At 74.2% G+C, this 14,779-nt stretch carries 15 protein-coding genes and 1 pseudogene; 5 read left to right on the forward strand and 11 right to left on the reverse strand.

All coding sequences use genetic code 11. From position 1 onward, the window contains the following. Positions 1-126: 126 nt before the first annotated feature. The 7 genes from ACIRD3_RS03375 to ACIRD3_RS03405 all read right to left on the reverse strand — a co-directional run bounded on the left by ACIRD3_RS03375 (position 127) and on the right by ACIRD3_RS03405 (position 5,128). Positions 127-1,074: a M56 family metallopeptidase gene (locus ACIRD3_RS03375; protein WP_402210907.1), complete on the reverse strand. Its 948-nt coding sequence runs from the start codon at positions 1,072-1,074 to the stop codon at positions 127-129. Then, positions 1,071-1,517 (reverse strand): BlaI/MecI/CopY family transcriptional regulator, encoded by a 447-nt coding sequence (locus ACIRD3_RS03380; RefSeq protein WP_402210909.1) that lies wholly within the window; start codon positions 1,515-1,517, stop codon positions 1,071-1,073. Before ACIRD3_RS03380 ends, ACIRD3_RS03375 begins: the two co-directional genes overlap by 4 nt. Before the next feature lie 72 nt (positions 1,518-1,589). After that, positions 1,590-2,309: a phosphatase PAP2 family protein gene (locus tag ACIRD3_RS03385; RefSeq protein ID WP_402210912.1), complete on the reverse strand. Its 720-nt coding sequence runs from the start codon at positions 2,307-2,309 to the stop codon at positions 1,590-1,592. Further along, the gene (locus ACIRD3_RS03390; RefSeq protein WP_402210915.1) at positions 2,306-2,947 is read right to left on the reverse strand and encodes a phosphatase PAP2 family protein; all 642 of its coding nucleotides are present in this window, start codon (positions 2,945-2,947) and stop codon (positions 2,306-2,308) included. Before ACIRD3_RS03390 ends, ACIRD3_RS03385 begins: the two co-directional genes overlap by 4 nt. Then, positions 2,944-3,594: a DedA family protein gene (locus ACIRD3_RS03395; RefSeq protein WP_402210918.1), complete on the reverse strand. Its 651-nt coding sequence runs from the start codon at positions 3,592-3,594 to the stop codon at positions 2,944-2,946. Before ACIRD3_RS03395 ends, ACIRD3_RS03390 begins: the two co-directional genes overlap by 4 nt. 119 nt (positions 3,595-3,713) lie before the next feature. Beyond that, entirely contained in the window at positions 3,714-4,508 is a 795-nt protein-coding gene (locus tag ACIRD3_RS03400) for a hypothetical protein (protein ID WP_402210920.1), read from the reverse strand. 62 nt (positions 4,509-4,570) lie between these two features. Beyond that, positions 4,571-5,128: a hypothetical protein gene (locus tag ACIRD3_RS03405; protein ID WP_402210922.1), complete on the reverse strand. Its 558-nt coding sequence runs from the start codon at positions 5,126-5,128 to the stop codon at positions 4,571-4,573. A 139-nt stretch (positions 5,129-5,267) separates the two neighbouring features. On the opposite strand from ACIRD3_RS03405, the gene ACIRD3_RS03410 reads away from it, so the two are divergent. Beyond that, positions 5,268-5,945: a response regulator transcription factor gene (locus ACIRD3_RS03410; RefSeq protein ID WP_402210924.1), complete on the forward strand. Its 678-nt coding sequence runs from the start codon at positions 5,268-5,270 to the stop codon at positions 5,943-5,945. A 183-nt stretch (positions 5,946-6,128) separates the two neighbouring features. On the opposite strand, the gene ACIRD3_RS03415 is transcribed toward ACIRD3_RS03410, so the two are convergent. Further along, entirely contained in the window at positions 6,129-7,610 is a 1,482-nt protein-coding gene (locus ACIRD3_RS03415; protein ID WP_402210927.1) for an ATP-binding protein, read from the reverse strand. Between the two features lie 417 nt (positions 7,611-8,027). Here ACIRD3_RS03415 and ACIRD3_RS03420 point away from each other — a divergent pair, with 417 nt between their 5' ends. After that, on the forward strand, positions 8,028-8,351 hold the full coding sequence (locus ACIRD3_RS03420; protein ID WP_402210930.1) for a plasmid stabilization protein: 324 nt from the start codon (positions 8,028-8,030) through the stop codon (positions 8,349-8,351). Positions 8,352-8,452: 101 nt separating this feature from the next. After that, on the forward strand, positions 8,453-8,869 hold the full coding sequence (locus ACIRD3_RS03425) for a phosphotransferase family protein (protein WP_402210932.1): 417 nt from the start codon (positions 8,453-8,455) through the stop codon (positions 8,867-8,869). A gap of 222 nt (positions 8,870-9,091) precedes the next feature. Here the strand turns inward: ACIRD3_RS03425 and ACIRD3_RS03430 are convergent. Continuing rightward, positions 9,092-9,313 (reverse strand): annotated as a pseudogene (locus ACIRD3_RS03430) (hypothetical protein); the annotation flags it as partial. Positions 9,314-9,575: 262 nt separating this feature from the next. Continuing rightward, complete coding sequence (gene pip, locus ACIRD3_RS03435; protein ID WP_402210935.1) at positions 9,576-10,580, reverse strand: prolyl aminopeptidase; 1,005 nt, start codon at positions 10,578-10,580, stop codon at positions 9,576-9,578. 726 nt (positions 10,581-11,306) lie between these two features. On the opposite strand from pip, the gene ACIRD3_RS03440 reads away from it, so the two are divergent. Next, complete coding sequence (locus tag ACIRD3_RS03440; RefSeq protein ID WP_402210938.1) at positions 11,307-12,728, forward strand: non-reducing end alpha-L-arabinofuranosidase family hydrolase; 1,422 nt, start codon at positions 11,307-11,309, stop codon at positions 12,726-12,728. Between the two features lie 137 nt (positions 12,729-12,865). Here ACIRD3_RS03440 and ACIRD3_RS03445 read toward each other — a convergent pair whose 3' ends face one another. Beyond that, positions 12,866-13,954, reverse strand: a complete 1,089-nt coding sequence (locus ACIRD3_RS03445) for a PP2C family protein-serine/threonine phosphatase (RefSeq protein ID WP_402210941.1) — start codon at positions 13,952-13,954, stop codon at positions 12,866-12,868. Positions 13,955-14,459: 505 nt separating this feature from the next. Between ACIRD3_RS03445 and ACIRD3_RS03450 the strand changes: the two genes are divergently transcribed. Then, on the forward strand, positions 14,460-14,663 hold the full coding sequence (locus ACIRD3_RS03450) for a cold-shock protein (RefSeq protein ID WP_097236452.1): 204 nt from the start codon (positions 14,460-14,462) through the stop codon (positions 14,661-14,663). Positions 14,664-14,779: the final 116 nt, after the last annotated feature.

Below are 14,779 nucleotides of genomic sequence, written 5' to 3' on the forward strand. Positions count from 1 at the left end.
CAGGCCGAGCCCGAGGCCGGGATGAAGACGGTCGACGATCGCCGGCGGGCGGCTGCGGTACGGCCCGCACGGGTAAGCCGAGCCTCACGATATCCGGGCCGGCACAGTTGGTCTACATCGATGTCGTCAGACGGCGTCGTGGGCCCGGAGGGTCCGGGCGGCGAATTCGACGTACTCGTGCAGTCCGTAGGCCGAGGCCGTGCCGAGCAGGGCCGCGACCGCGACCGCGGCGAACAGGGCGGCGGCGGTGCCCGCCCTGCGGCCGGTCGGACGGGCGGGCTCGGCGGCCAGCAACGCCCGGACCCGCTGGGGCACCGGGCCGGAGCCCACGGAACGCAGTGGGCCGGCGTCCCGGGGTGCGCGCGGTGATCCGGCCAGCGCCGCCCGGGCGATGGCGGTCGCGGCGGTGCGCCGGTCGGCGACGGCCGAGGCGGCCTGCTCGTCGGCCCACCGCTCCAGATGGAAGTCGAGGTCGGCGCCCAGCCGGGCCAGGGCGGGATGCACGGCGGCGGCGAGGTCGGGGGCGGCGGACAGCAGGTGGTGGCGCCCGCTCAGGTGGGCGCGCTCGTGGGCGAGGAGGACCTCACGCTCCGCCGGGCTCAGCGCGCGGAGCATCCCGGCGGAGACGACGACCCGGCCGGGGCGCCCGCGGTGGCCGGGCAGGGCGAAGGCTTCCGGCTCCTGGCCCGCGACCACCAGCAGGTCACCGTCGTTCGTCGCCGCGCCGGCCAGCTCCCAGGCGCGGGCCAGCAGGGCGCGCTGCCTTCGCCACCGCGATGCCAGCCGCGCGGTCTGGACGGCCAGCAGTACCCCCGCGGCCCCGGACACCGGCACGACGGCCGGCCAGTGTGCGACGACGGTGGACAGCGGCAGGTGCTCCAGGCCGGCCAGGAACGGGACGTGGAACAGGCTCGCGACCGCCGCCATCGTGCCGATCGCCAGGAGAACGGCCGCGCCCGCCAGCGTGAGCGAGGCCTCTCGCGGAGGCAGCAGCAGCGCCAGGCGGCGGGCGGCCGGCACCGCGGCCCAGGGAAGCAGCGCGGCCAGGGCGACGAGCACGAGCATCGGGCTCATGCGTCGTCCTCGGGCTCGGCGCCGCCGGGGTCCGCCGCGTTCGAGGCCGCGGTGGAGGCCGCGGCGGTCGCGGTCCGGGCGTCGAGGAGCAGGCGACGCAGGACGTCCTCGTCGTCCTCGGAGAGGGAGGAGACGAACCTCTTCAGGACCAGGTCGCGCCGGGGCTCCTTCTCCAGCTCCCGGCGCATGCGTCCGGCCGCCAGCCCGGCGGCGTCCTCCACCGGTGCGTAGGCGAAGGAGCGCCCGGGGCGGCTGCGGACCAGCGTCCCCTTCTCGTGCAGGCGGGTGAGGATCGTCGTCACGGTGGTGCGGGCCAGCCCCTGGTCCAGCGCCTTCTTGACCTGCTGGGCGGTCAGCGGCTCCCCGGCCGCCCACAGCACCGCCAGCACGTCCGCGACCAGCTCGCCGTGCGGACGCCTGGCGTCCCGACCGTCCCTCACCATCGTTCTCCCTGTCCGATTCACCCCGGCGGCACACCCCGGTCGCCGTCCGTGGCCGGCGGCTCAGGTGTGCGTTCATCCGACCTTACGGTCCGGTGCTCCCGAACTGCCGGGCGCCTGACCCTCGTCGGACGTGGGACGCGGAACGGCGGCCCACCGCAGGGTGCGGTGGAGAAGGAGGGCGCCGCCGGCCAGCCAGGCCGCCGCGAGGAGCCAGCCGCCGAGCACGTCGAGGGGCCAGTGGACGCCCAGGTAGACGCGGCTGACGCCGATCGCGGCCGCGAACACGGCCGCGCACGCCACCGCCCACCGCGCCCGGCCCGGGCGCGCCCGGGCCACCGCCAGCGCGAGGAGCCCGGCGCACACCGCGGAGGTGAACGTGTGCCCGGAAGGGAAGGAGAAGCCGGACGCGGAGACCGCCCGGTGGACACCCGGCGGGCGAGGACGGCCGAAGCCGTGCATCAGGCCCTGGCGCAGAAGCTGCCCGAGGCCCAGCCACACGAGCGGCGCCAGCGCCACCACGGCGGCTCGCCGCCACTCCCTCGGCCGGGGCACCGCGCCGACGAGCACCGCACCGGCCGCGAGCACCAGGACGTACGGGGCGGGGCCGGTGCCGAACCAGGACACCACGACGGCCGTCTCCCGGGCCCAGGACGGGCGATGGGCGGCACTGCGGGCGATCGTCCACGTCTCGAACCCGAACGGCGCCCACCCACGGATCGCCAGCACCACGGCGAGCACGGCGAACAGGCCGGCCGTCACCGCGGCCGTGGTGTGCGGGCGGCGCGGGCTCATGCGGCGGTCCACCACCGCAGCGGCCCCCGGCCGAGGCGCTCCACCACGGTGCCGGCGCGCGCGGCGAGCAGGCCGAGGGCCAGGCCCACCGCGGAGCCGACCACGGCGCCGAGCAGCACGTCGTGCGGGTAGTGCACCCCGACCACCACCCGGGAGGCGCCCATGGCGACGGCCAGGACGGCGGCCATGGCGCCGATGCGCCGGTCCACCAGCCACAGCACGGCGGCGCCCGCGAAGACGATGACGGTGTGGTTGCTCGGCAGCGCCCAGTCCCCGGCGCCGGGGCAGGCCTCCAGCGTCGGCGCGGCGGGCAGGACCTGGCAGGGGCGCGGTTCCCGCAGCACCCCCTTGAGCAGGGTGTCGGCCGCGAACGCCACGACCACGCACAGCGGTGCGGCCAGCGCCCGTGCCATGGCGGCGCTGTCCCCGCGCCGGGCCCGCCACCAGCCCGCGAGCATCAGGACGGCCAGCAGGCCCAGACCGTAGGCCGAGAAGGCCGCGACCGCCCCGCGCACCGGTGCGGGAAGGTGCTGGGCCCAGTGGTCGACGCTCAGGTAGAGGCCCCCGTCGACCCGGCGGCCGTCGAAGGCGAGCAGCCGGGGGCCGTCGGACGCGGGCACCCGGGAGCCGGCCGTCACCGGGTGCCCACCTGCCGGCGCGACCGCAGCAGCTCCAGGACGAGCGGCAGCAGGGACACCACGACCACGACGGCGACGATGGGCAGCAGGTAGTGGTCGACGTTCGGTACGGAGGAGCCGAGCGCGTACCCGGCGAGGACCAGCCCGAACGTCCAGACCAGGCCGCCGATGACCTGCCAGAGGGTGAAGGTGCGGGCGCTGACGCCGAGCGCGCCCGCCAGCGGGTTGAGGACCGTGCGCACCACGGGCACGAAGCGCGCGAGGACGACGGCCTTGGCGTGCCCGTAGCGGTGCAGGATCTCCTCGGCCCGCGCCGCCCCCTCGTGGAGGCGCTTGTTGCGGGAGCGGGTGAGCAGGGCCCGGCCGCCTCGGCGGCCGAGCAGGTAGCCGACCTGGGCACCGGCGAGGGCGCCGACCGCCGAGGCGGCGAGGACCTGGGCGAGGTCCAGGTGCGGGCCGCTGTGGGCGCCGGTGGTGCACAGCAGGCCCGCCGTGAACAGCAGGGAGTCGCCCGGCAGGAAGAAGCCGACCAGCAGGCCGGTCTCGGCGAACAGCACCACGGCGATCCCGAGGGCACCGAACGCACCGAGGAGTGATCCCGCGTCCAGCGGGTTGACGGCCAGAAGGCTCGACGACAGGTTCGACATGGTCTGCGCCCTTCCTCGGGGGACGAGTTCGGTCGGCTGGTTGCGGTTGCGGTTGCGGTTGCGGTTGCGGTTGCGGTCGCGGTCGCGGTCGCGGCCGCGTCAGGTCAGGTCAGGTCAGGTCAGTGTCCGGGGCTGCGCCGCTCGGTGGTCCCCAGCCACGCCACGGCCACGACGATGACGACGGCGAGGGCGAGGGCGACCGCCCCGGTGCCGAGGTCCAGTCCGCCGCGTTCGCGGCTGACCCCGGCCCAGTCGGCGAAGCAGGCGCCCAGCGGGCGGGTGAGGACGTACGCCCACCAGAACGTGAGGACCGGTGACACGCCGGACAGCCGGTGGACGAGCGCCGGCAGCGCGATCAGCGCGGCGAACAGCAGCCCGGAGGGCAGGTAGCCCCAGCCCAGGGTCGCCGCGGCCAGGTCACCGACGGCGGTGCCGAGGGCGAAGGTGGCCATCACCGCGCACCAGTAGAAGACCTCACGGCGCCCGCCCGAGACCGTCTCCACCGCGAGGGTCCCCTCGGTGCGCCGCCACAGGACGAACACCAGGGCGAGGGCGACGGCGAACGCCACCGCGGAAGCGGCGTACGGCACGCCCAGGGCGACGTGCGCGACGTCGGCCGCCATGGTGCCGAACACGCTCACCATGACCACCGCCGCCCAGTACACGACCGGGACGTAGCGGCGGGTACGGGCCTGGGCGAACAGCGCGGCCGCCAGCAGCAGGGCCGCCGAGCCGACCGCCGGTACCGGCCCCAGCACCCGGGCCAGGTAGTCGGACGTGGTCTCGCCCATCCCGGTGGTGAGGATCTTGACCACCCAGAACACCGCGGTGACCTGCGGGACCTTGCTCCAGGCGGGCGCCGTGGACGGGTCCTGGCTCCGGCGGGTGGACCGGGGGATGGTTGTGGCGCCCACGAGGACGGCGCTCCCTTCCGTGATGCGCGGCCGCGGCCGCGCCGACGAGACGAGTGGGTCGGTCAGCCGTTCAGGACCGTGTTGCCGGTGACCGCGGCGCTGGCGCCGTCCACCGTCACCAGGTGCCGCACGCCGTCCGGGCCCACGACCACCGCCTGCCAGGCGCGGTCGCCGCTCCGTTCGGTGGCCGGGGCCAGCGACTCCACCTTCCCGCCGGGCACGGCGGACGAGGCCTTGGCCACCGCCTCGGCCGCGTCGGTCGACGGCAGCGGCGCCGGTGCCCCGTGCGCGTCCGGGCGCTGCTCCGCGTGGCCGCCCCGGTGGTGTCCACCGTGCTCGTGGCCGTCCCGGCCATCCTGGCCATCCTGGCCATCCCGACCGTCCCGGCCGTCGGGCCGCTCCTGCTCGCCCGCGAGCTTGCGGTCGCCGTGCCCCTCGCCCTCGTGGTGGAGCGCGACCGCCGCCGCGCCACCGCCGAGCACGACCACCGCCGCACCGACCGCGACCCAGCGTCCGGTCCGCCCGCGCACCCACCGCCCGGCACGCCCCAGACCCGTACGCGTTCTCCCCGAGGCCTTCTGCGGCTCCGCCTGCCCCGCGGCTTCCCTGGGCTCGCTCACGGTACCCACCCCTGTCCTCGACGGGCCCGGGACCGTTCCCGGGCGATACCGCCAGCATGTCCGGGCGTTGCTGAAGATCGGCTGAAGAGCTGAAGACGCCTTCAGGTTCCCGTCCGCGGGACCTGCCATCCTGGTGGGCATGCGCGTACTGGTCGTGGAGGACGAACGACGGCTGGCCCGGACGGTCCAGCTCGGGCTGGCCGCGGAAGGCTTCTCCGTCGATCTGGCCCACGACGGGCTGACCGGCCTGGCCAAGGCCATGGACCACGACTACGACGTGATCGTCCTCGACATCATGCTGCCCGGCCTCAACGGCTACCGGGTGTGCTCCCGTCTGCGAGCGGCCGGCAGCGACGTCGGCATCCTGATGCTCACCGCCAAGGACGGCGAATGGGACGAGGCCGAGGCGCTGGACACCGGAGCCGACGACTACCTGTCCAAGCCGTTCTCCTTCGTCGTCCTCGTCGCCCGCCTCAAGGCGCTCGCCCGCCGCATCGGCAGCCGCGCCCCCCGACGCACCGTGCTGGGCGACCTCGTCGTCGACTCCGCCGCCCGCACCTGCAGCAGAGCCGGCACCCCCATCGCGCTCACGCCCCGCGAGTTCGCCATCCTCGACCACCTCGCCCGCCGGGCCGGCGAGGCCGTCTCCAAACGGGAGATCCTCGACGCGGTCTGGGACAGCGCCCTCGACAGCGACCCCAACACCGTCGAGGTCCACGTCAGCGCGCTCCGCCGCAAGATCGACACCCCGTACGGCCGGGCGGCGGTGCAGACCGTGCGCGGCGCCGGTTACCGGCTGGCCGCCGACGGCGGCTGAGCCGGACCGGCCCTCGGGCTGCTGCTTCCGCTGGATCCGACGCCGTACGGCCTGATCCGGCTCCGCCGGTCCGGGGCCGTCCGGTCCGGGCGGGCCACGGGTCGCGGGCGAGCGGGCTCACGCCGCCGCGACGGACGCGGAGCGCACGACGCCGTTCGGCCGGGCGCTCCGAAGGGGCGGAGCTCACCCGCGGGTGTCGGGCAGGCGGGTGCGGAACGTGGTGCCGTCCGGGGTGTCCCGGACGGTGAGGGTGCCGCCGTGGACGGTGGCGATGTCGCGGGCGATGGGCAGGCCCAGGCCCGTGCCGCCGTCGTCGCGGCTGCGGGCCTCGTCGAGGCGGGTGAACCGTTCGAAGATCCGCTCCCGGTCGGCGGGATCGACCGGGGTGCCGTCGTTGGCCACGTCGAGGACCGCGTGGCCGGTGGCGGCATCCCTGGAGAGCCGGACGGTGACGCGGTGGCGCGCGTGGCGTTGGGCGTTGTCGAGGAGGTTGGTCAGCAGCCGTCCGAGCCACAGGGGGTTGCCGGTGACGGTGACCTCGTCGGCCGTGTGCACGACGACGGGGTGCGGCTGCGGACCGCGGCCGTCCACGGTGGCCCGGACGAGTTCGGCGAGGTCGACCCTCTCGTGCGGGCGGTCGCTGCCGGCGGCGTCGAGGCGGGCGAGGAGCAGCAGGTCGGTGGCGAGGGACTGGAGGCGTTCGGTGTCCTCCAGGGCACCGGCGACGAGGCCGGTGCGCACCTGCGGGTCCGGATGGGTGAGGGCGATCTCGAGCTGGGCCCGCAGGCCGGTGAGGGGGCTGCGCAGTTCGTGGGAGGCGTCGGCGATGAAGCGGCGTTGGCGGGCGCCGGCGGTCTCCAGACGGTCGAGCATGGCGTTCATCGTGCCCGCCAGGCGGGCGATCTCGTCGTCGCTGCGGGGCTCCGGCACGCGCCGGTCGAGGTCGCGGTCCCCGATGGCGGCGACCTCGGCGCGGATCGCCTCCACCGGGCGCAGGGCGCGGCCCGTCGCGCGCCAGGTGAGGGTGGCGACGGTGACCAACAACACGGCGCTGAGGGCGGCCAGTGCGGCGGTGGTGAGGTCCTCGGCGGTGTCGGCCGTGCGGAGGGAGGCGCCGACGTGGATGGTCACGGGGCCGTTGGGGGTCTCGGCGGTCAGGGTGGTGACGCGTTGGTGGTGCTCGTCGCCGAGCGCACGGAGGTCGTAGCTGGTGTGGCCGTGCTTGCTCCCCGCGGGGGCGAGGGCCGGGTGTCCGGTGAGGTTCTGGCTGGCGGCGACGACCCTGCCGGTCGCGTCGGTGACCTGGATGAAGTCGGTGCCGTGGTCGAGTGGCACGGGCGTCGTGAGACGGCCGTCGGTGGCGAGCCGGGCGATGGCCTGGGCCTGCTCACGGGCGCCCGTCTCGACGGTGCGTTCCAGGTTCGCCCGTAGCAGCAGGACGACCGCGGCGGACGCGACGAGCAGGACGACGGCGACGCTGGCACTGGCGGCGAGGGTGGTGCGGGCGCGGACGGAACGCGGCGCGAGGCGCTTGAGCAGGGGGGCGATGCGCGGGTGCCGGGCGAGGCGGGTCAGTGCGGCACGGATGCGACGGCGCAGTGCCCGGCCCCGTGCGCTCGCCGGCGTCAGGGCCGGCCTCTGTTCGTTGTCCGCCGGTTCTCGCATACCCCCAGGGTCGCAGGCCGCCGGGCCGGGCAGCTGAAGGTGCCTTCAGGTCTTCAGCGTTCCTTCAGCAATGTCCGGCGCCACCGCCCCGGATGCTGCCCGGGCGCACGCCCCGCAACCCGGCCACGGCTGCCGAGCGACGGCTGCCGAAGCCGTGGGCGCGGGAGGAGCCGCGGCGCGGGGGCGCCGCGGCTCCTGGTGGGTGCCGGGGTGTCAGGAGGTGGTGAGGGCGGTGTCGTCGATGACGCGCAGCTCCCCGCATCATCGTCGCCGGCGCGGTGGGACGGCGGCAGGCGCGACCGCAGGCCGTGCCGGCGTCGTACCGTTCCGACTTCGCGCTCGCCCTTACCCGGGCGAGTGACCGCCGACGTTCCGGGTAGGCGCCGAAGCGTCCCCGCCCACCGAGGAGGAAATGCCATGCCTGCCGGTTCGAGCAAGAAGCGTGAACGCCAGAACGAGCACATCAAGGACAGTGCCCTGGACCGCGGGGAGAGCGAGAAGCGGGCCAAGGAGATCGCCGCGCGCACCGTGAACAAGGAACGGGCCCGGCACGGCGAGTCGAAGACCGCCAGCCGCTCCTCCATCCAGGACATGTCCTCCTCCCGCCGTGGCGGCCAACGCTCCCGCTCCGGCTCCGAAGGTCCGACCAAGGAGCAGCTGTACAACGAGGCCAAGCAGCGCAACATCCACGGCCGTTCGAAGATGAACAAGAAGGAGCTCGCCAACGCGCTCGGCCACTGACCGGTCCGGCGGACTGCGAACTGCGGATGTGACCGCACCCCTGGAAGGAACTCCCGGGAAATTCGGTGGCCGCGCGAGCGGTGGCCGGGCAGCCTGCGGCGGTGATCGACAGCTCCCCTTCGCCGCACGCTCGCGCCTGGGTGGGCGAGGCCGTCGGCTCCGCCGCATCCGCGCAGGTCGTACGGCGGCTTGCCGGTGGCGCCCATGCCGCTACGCACCTGGTGCGGACCGAGGAGCCGTCCCGGGAACTCGTGTTGCGGCGCTTCCCCCGTGGTGACGGCGCCGCGGCGTACGAAGCGCGCGTCCTTTCGGTGCTCGAGGGGCTGGACGGTCGGGCGCCGAGGCTGGTGGCCACCGACCCGGACGGTCGGCGCTGCGGCGAACCGGCCGTCCTCATCACCCGGCTTCACGGCCGCGCCGACATCATGCCGGCCGCGCCCGCCTCCGCGGCCGCGGCCCTGCGGTCCGAGCCCTCCTCGGAGAGCTCCGCGTCGGCACTCGATCCCCCCGTCGCCTAGCCGTCGAGGTTCTCGGCGGCCGGGACGGCCAGGTGACGCCTCCTACGGGGCCATCGGATCCTGCCGCAGCGCGCCCCGGTCATCGGCCCACGACGGACCGCCGGCGGCGGCCCCCGCGCCGGGGACGGTGGCGGCGCCCTCGCCGGTGCCCGTCAGGGCGTCCCCGGCGGCGCGGACGGGAGTGCCCGCACCTGCGTCGCCGCCGGTGCCCGTGCCGTTGGCGGACAGGCGAGAGGCGAGCAGCCGCTTGCCCATCTCGGCGCCCTTGCGGCTGTCGGCCTGCGCCTTGCGGAACAGCTCCGCCACCTCGCCGTCGCCCTCCCGTTCGGCGTCCTCCACGTAGGTCTCCAGCCGCAGCGCGTTTCCCAGGCACGCCTCGACGTACCAGAGCAGGTTGTAGTCCTTGTCCTTGGTGCCGGTGACGTGACCGGTCTCCTCGTGCATGATTCCGACGCTCCTTCCGCGCCCGCTCGGCACCGGCCGCGCCGGCCGGCCCGCTGGGCGCCTCGGCGCGTCTACCCGGATGGGCACGGCCAACCCCGTGCCGTCCCGCCCGGCGCGCGTCCATGGGCATCCGGGTTCCCGCGCCAGCCGTCGGGCTTCGGGAGGCCGAGGTGGAGGCGGCGTCGGGGACGGCCCTGGAGGGAGTACCGCGGGCCGCGGCCGGGCTCGTCCGCGTCGGCGGTGTCGGTCGGCGGTGTCGCCCTCAGCCGGCGTGGGAGGGCGCGCGGTCGGGGGCCGGTGAGGGGGGCGCGAAGCGGGCGATCGCGTCATGGATGTGCTGGACCTTGGTCTCGCTGTCGAGGTGCCCGGCGTCCTCGGCGACTTTCACCTCGGCCTCCGGCCAGGCCCTGGCCAGCTCCCGGACGGCTTCGAGCGGCGCGTTCAGGTCCATGCGGCCGTGCACCAGCATCCCGGGGATCCCGGCCAGCCGGCCGGCCCCGCGGAGGAGCGCGCCGTCCTCGAGGAACAGCCCGTGGGAGAAGTAGTGCGCGCAGAGGCGGGTGAGGCCCATCCGCTCGCGTGCGGGGAGGCCGGTGAACACCCCGGACCTGCCCTGCGTCTCGTGGGACAGCAGGGCGTCCTCCCAGGCCGACCAGTCCAGCGAGGCCCTGTCCCGGACCTCCGGGTCCGGGTGCTCCATCAACCGGGCGTAGCCGCCGAGGAGATCCAGGATGTCGCCGTCGCGGGAGGCGCCCGGCACCCCGGCGACGAACCGCTCCCACTCCTCCGGGTAGAAGCGCCCGGCCTGGCGGTACAGCCAGTCGATGTCGCGGCGGCGGCCGCCGAAGACGGCCGCCAGGATGATCTCGGACACCCGCTCCGGGTGCTGCTGGGCGTAGGCCAGGCTGAGCACCGAGCCCCAGGAGTAGCCGTAGAGCAGCCAGCGCTCGATGCCCAGGTGCTCGCGCAGCCGCTCCATGTCGGCGATCAGGTGGTGGGTGGTGTTGTGCCGCAGGTCGGTGGTCGGGTCCCCGGCGTGCGGGGTGCTGTTGCCGCAGCCGCGCTGGTCGAAGAGCACCAGCCGGTAGCCCGCCGGGTCGAACCGCCGGTACCCGCCCCGGGCGAAGCCGCCGCCCGGGCCGCCGTGGACGACGACTGCGGGCTTCCCCCCGGGAGTGCCGCGGACCTGCCAGTACACCCGGTGGCCGTCGCCGACGTCGAGCATGCCGTCGTCGTAGGGCTGCGGCGCTGCGTTCGGGTGGGTCACGTGCACTCCTTCGGCGAGGTGGTTCACGTCGCGGTCGTGGGCCCGGGACCACGGCATGGCCCCCCGGACGCACCCGGAGGAATCTACCGACCGGCCGTCAGAAGTGCTACGGAGTACCGGTCATGGTGGGGGGAAGCGGTCCCATGCCTGGCCTCGCGTCGGCGCCCGGCGGCGGCCGACGGGCGGGAGCCCCGCAGTCGGGTGGCGGGTGGACACGGACGCCGGCAGCCGGCTGTGGAAGCCCGTGAACGTGGACTGATCGGGTTCGATCACGATCGGTCGGGGTGGTGGAAGCGAGCGGGGCGCACGAGTGCGCCGCCGTCATCACGAAAGTCGTTGCAGCCATCTTGACGTGCTCGGGGCGGCGGGTATTGACTCCGCTCACATCCACGATCTTCCCCTGCCTCCCGACAGGAGGGCGCACGTCGACCTGAATTGTTAGCGTTAACATTTTTGCCCGGCCGTACTCGACCTTCACTGACCCGGTCGACGGCAACGCCCTTGGCCTACGGCCGAGTCGGGGGTGCACCCCTCCGTCGTCACCCTCGCCCCTGCCGGGAGAAGCGCCGGTGCGGGGCCGCTGAAGTCCGACGGCAAAGGCGGGGCCTCGTCGTCAGCCGATCGTAACTCCTGGCGCGCGCCGTCAGGTTGCCCCCATGTAAACGACCCCACAGGTCAACGACAACGAGCCGTGTGACAGCTGCACGCCTCAGACAGGAGATCCCCATGCACAGACAAGGTTCCCACCGCAGGCCCTTGCCCGTCGTGCTCGCCGCCGTGCTCGCGGCGGTGGTGGCGTTGGCGTCGGCGCTCGTCGCGGCCCCGGCTCAGGCGGCGAGCAGCGGCGCCTTGCGGGGTGTGGGTTCCGGCCGGTGCCTCGATGTGCCGAACGCCGGCCAGAACGACGGCACGTTCCTGCAGATCTGGGACTGCACGGGCGGGTCCAACCAGCAGTGGACGCTGACGGACAGCAACCAGCTGACCGTGTACGGCAACAAGTGTCTGGACGTTCCGGGCCACGCCACCACGGCCGGCACCCGGGTGGAGATCTGGACCTGCACCGGAGGGGCGAACCAGCAGTGGCGGGTGAACACCGACGGCTCGGTCGTCGGGGTGGAGTCCGGCCTGTGCCTGGACGTCAGCGGCGGCGGTACGGCCAACGGGACGGCGGTGCAGCTCTGGAACTGCAGCGGTGCCGGTAACCAGAAGTGGTCCGGCCTGACCGGGACGGGCACCACGTGTGCTCTTCCGTCGACGTACCGGTGGACCTCGACCGGTCCGCTGGCGGAGCCGGTGAACGGCGGAGCCGCGCTGAAGGACTTCACCGACGTGGTCTACAACGGCAAGCACCTGGTCTACGCGACGTACTCCGACGGAGCGTCGTGGAAGTCGATGGGATTCGCCCCCTTCACGAACTGGTCGGACATGGCCTCGGCCACCCAGACCGTCATGTCGTCGTCGGCGGTGGCGCCCCAGCTGTTCTACTTCGCGCCCAAGAACACCTGGGTGCTGGCCTCCCTGGGGTGGGGGACCGCCTGGCCCTTCACCTACCGCACGTCCAGCGACCCCACCAACCCCAACGGCTGGTCCGCGCCGCAGGCGCTGTTCACCGGCAGCCTCCCCACCGGCGGCCCGATCGACCCGACCCTGATCGCCGACGACCAGAACATGTACCTGTTCTTCGCCGGTGACAACGGCAGCATCTACCGGGCGAGCATGCCGATCGGGAACTTCCCCAGCAGCTTCGGCTCCTCGTACACCACGGTCATGAGCGACACGGTGCAGAACCTGTTCGAGGCGCCCCAGGTCTACAAGGTCCAGGGCCAGAACCAGTACCTGATGATCGTCGAGGCCCGGGACGCGAACGAGCACCGCTACTTCCGCTCGTTCACCGCCGGCAGCCTGAACGGCTCCTGGACCCCGCAGGCCGCCACCGCGAGCAACCCCTTCGCGGGCAAGGCCAACAGCGGTGCCACCTGGACCAACGACATCAGCCACGGCGACCTGGTCCGCAACAACCCCGACCAGACCATGACCGTCGACCCCTGCAACCTGCAGCTCCTCTACCAGGGCAGGAACCCCAACTCGGACGGCACGTCCTACATCCAACTGCCGTACCGGCCGGGCGTGCTCACCCTGCAGCGCTGACCCGCCCCGGTCGCGTCCGAGAGTCGACGCCCGACGCCTCGAGGGACCCCGGCCGCGGCGGCGGCCGGGGTCCCTCGTCCTGCGCGCGCCCGGTGCCGGGGCGTCCCCGCACTCCAGGTGGGTCGTCAGCGCACCGGTCACCACTCCCAGCGGATCGCGAGCAGCGCCGCGTCGTCCGTCAGGCCGGCGGCGCCGACCCACGCCCCCACGTCCGCCAGCAGGGCGTCCAGCAGGTCGGCGGGGCTCCCCGCCGGCAGTCCCGGCAGCCGCTCCTCCAGGGGGTAGAAGACGCCCCCGGTGCCGCGGGCCTCGGTCACCCCGTCGGTGTGCAGGAGCAGCAGGTCCCCGGGGCGGGGATCGAACCGGCCCGTCGGGTAGCCGCCACCGGTCAGCCCCAGCAGCCCGAGCGGAGGGGCGGGCGCCGGCGGCGTCAGTGCGGTGACCCGGTCGGCCCGGCGCAGCAGTGGGGGCGGGTGGCCGCAGTTCACCAGCGTGACCGGCTCCCGCCCGGGCGGTACGGACAGCAGTAGCGCCGTGGCGAAGCGCCCCTCGCCCGGGCGGGCGGCCAGGGCGTCGTCCAGCCGTTCGGCCAGCCGACCGAGGTCGGCCTCCGTACGGGCCGCCGCACGGAACACCCCCAGCACGTCCGCCGCCGTCTCGACGGCCGGCAGGCCGTGCCCCTGCACGTCTCCCAGCAGGATCCGCACGCCGTACCCGGTCTGCTCCACGGCGTAGAGGTCCCCGCCGATCCGCGCCTCGGCGGCCGCGGCGACGTAGCGCACGGCGATCCGCAGCGGACCGAGCCGCTCCGGCGGCGGCCGTAGCAGGGCGCGCTGCGCCGCCTCGGCCACCGTGCGGACCTCGAAGAGCTCCCGCTCCCGGGCCGCCACCAGCACCACGTTGGCGGCGCTGGCCAGGGTCGCGGCGAGCACGGTGATCAGCGCGGTGAGGTGCACCGAGGTCGACAGCTCGGTGTTGGTGGTCTCCAGCAGGCCGACGGCCACCACGGCCAGACCGCCGGCCGCCAGCGGCACCCGGGCGCTGCGGGTGGTCGCCCCGGCCAGCACCGGCGCCACCGCCAGGACGGGCGACAGCGTCGTGCCGGGCCCGGTCACCAGATCGGCCACCACGGCGGCGACCAGCAGCAGGAAGGCGCAGACCAGCAGCAGCCGGGTGCGCCGCGGCAGGCGCAGCGGCGGCATCCCGTCCGGTCTGTCGGCGCGCACGTGTCCTCCAGGCTGGCTAGGGCCCCACATCCACTCTCTCCGGGCTCCCGGCGGGCGGCACCTCGGGTCGGCGGAGCCCGGAGCCGGGCTGCGGGAATTCTCGGTGCGGAGAATTTCCGGCCGGACGGCGCGAAATTCCGCCGACGGCGCGCGCTCCGCGCCGCGCGCCGCGGAAATTCCGCGGGGAATCGATGCTGTCGCGGAGGTGTGGCCGCAGGTCCAACCCGCCTGCTGCTCAAGGCCGTTCGCGACCATCCCGGCTCGGATGCGGCTGCTCAGCGGGGCGGCCCCGCGAAACCGGGAGGGAAACATCCCGCCACGGCGGGCCGTCGCCTGCTACAGTCGACGTAGTTGCAGTAGTGGTTCCCATGAACTTTGTGTGCGCCTGCTGATGTATTGCAGGCGCATTTTTTGTTCCCCGGCCAATCGCCGGTGGGCGCTCCATGCGGTGACTCGAAGCCCGCGCCGTGCGTGTTTCGAACAGTCCCTTGAAGGAGATTTTTTAATGGCTAATGGCACTGTGAAGTGGTTCAACTCGGAGAAGGGCTTCGGTTTCATCGAGCAGGAGGGTGGCGGCCCCGACGTCTTCGCCCACTTCTCGAACATCCAGGCCAACGGCTTCCGTGAGCTGCTCGAGGGCCAGAAGGTCGAGTTCGACGTCACGCAGGGCCAGAAGGGCCCGCAGGCCGAGAACATTCGCCCGCTGTAGTTCCTCTGCCCGGCACTCGCCTGGCAGTGAGGGGCCCGCACCGCGCACGACGCCCGGTGCGGGCCCTTCGGCATGACGCACGGCGTATCCCCGGTCGTTCGGGCCCCGGCTCACCC

It is taken from the genome of Kitasatospora sp. NPDC093550 (genome assembly GCF_044764985.1).
GTDB lineage: Bacteria > Actinomycetota > Actinomycetes > Streptomycetales > Streptomycetaceae > Kitasatospora.

Coding starts and splice junctions, on each gene's coding strand:
- ACIRD3_RS03375 (WP_402210907.1), bottom strand. CDS start 1,074: ATGAGCCCGATGCTCGTGCTCGTCGCCCTGGCCGCGCTGCTTCCCTGG.
- ACIRD3_RS03380 (WP_402210909.1), bottom strand. CDS start 1,517: ATGGTGAGGGACGGTCGGGACGCCAGGCGTCCGCACGGCGAGCTGGTC.
- ACIRD3_RS03385 (WP_402210912.1), bottom strand. CDS start 2,309: ATGAGCCCGCGCCGCCCGCACACCACGGCCGCGGTGACGGCCGGCCTG.
- ACIRD3_RS03395 (WP_402210918.1), bottom strand. CDS start 3,594: ATGTCGAACCTGTCGTCGAGCCTTCTGGCCGTCAACCCGCTGGACGCG.
- ACIRD3_RS03410 (WP_402210924.1), top strand. CDS start 5,268: ATGCGCGTACTGGTCGTGGAGGACGAACGACGGCTGGCCCGGACGGTC.
- ACIRD3_RS03415 (WP_402210927.1), bottom strand. CDS start 7,610: ATGCGAGAACCGGCGGACAACGAACAGAGGCCGGCCCTGACGCCGGCG.
- ACIRD3_RS03420 (WP_402210930.1), top strand. CDS start 8,028: ATGCCTGCCGGTTCGAGCAAGAAGCGTGAACGCCAGAACGAGCACATC.
- ACIRD3_RS03440 (WP_402210938.1), top strand. CDS start 11,307: ATGCACAGACAAGGTTCCCACCGCAGGCCCTTGCCCGTCGTGCTCGCC.
- ACIRD3_RS03450 (WP_097236452.1), top strand. CDS start 14,460: ATGGCTAATGGCACTGTGAAGTGGTTCAACTCGGAGAAGGGCTTCGGT.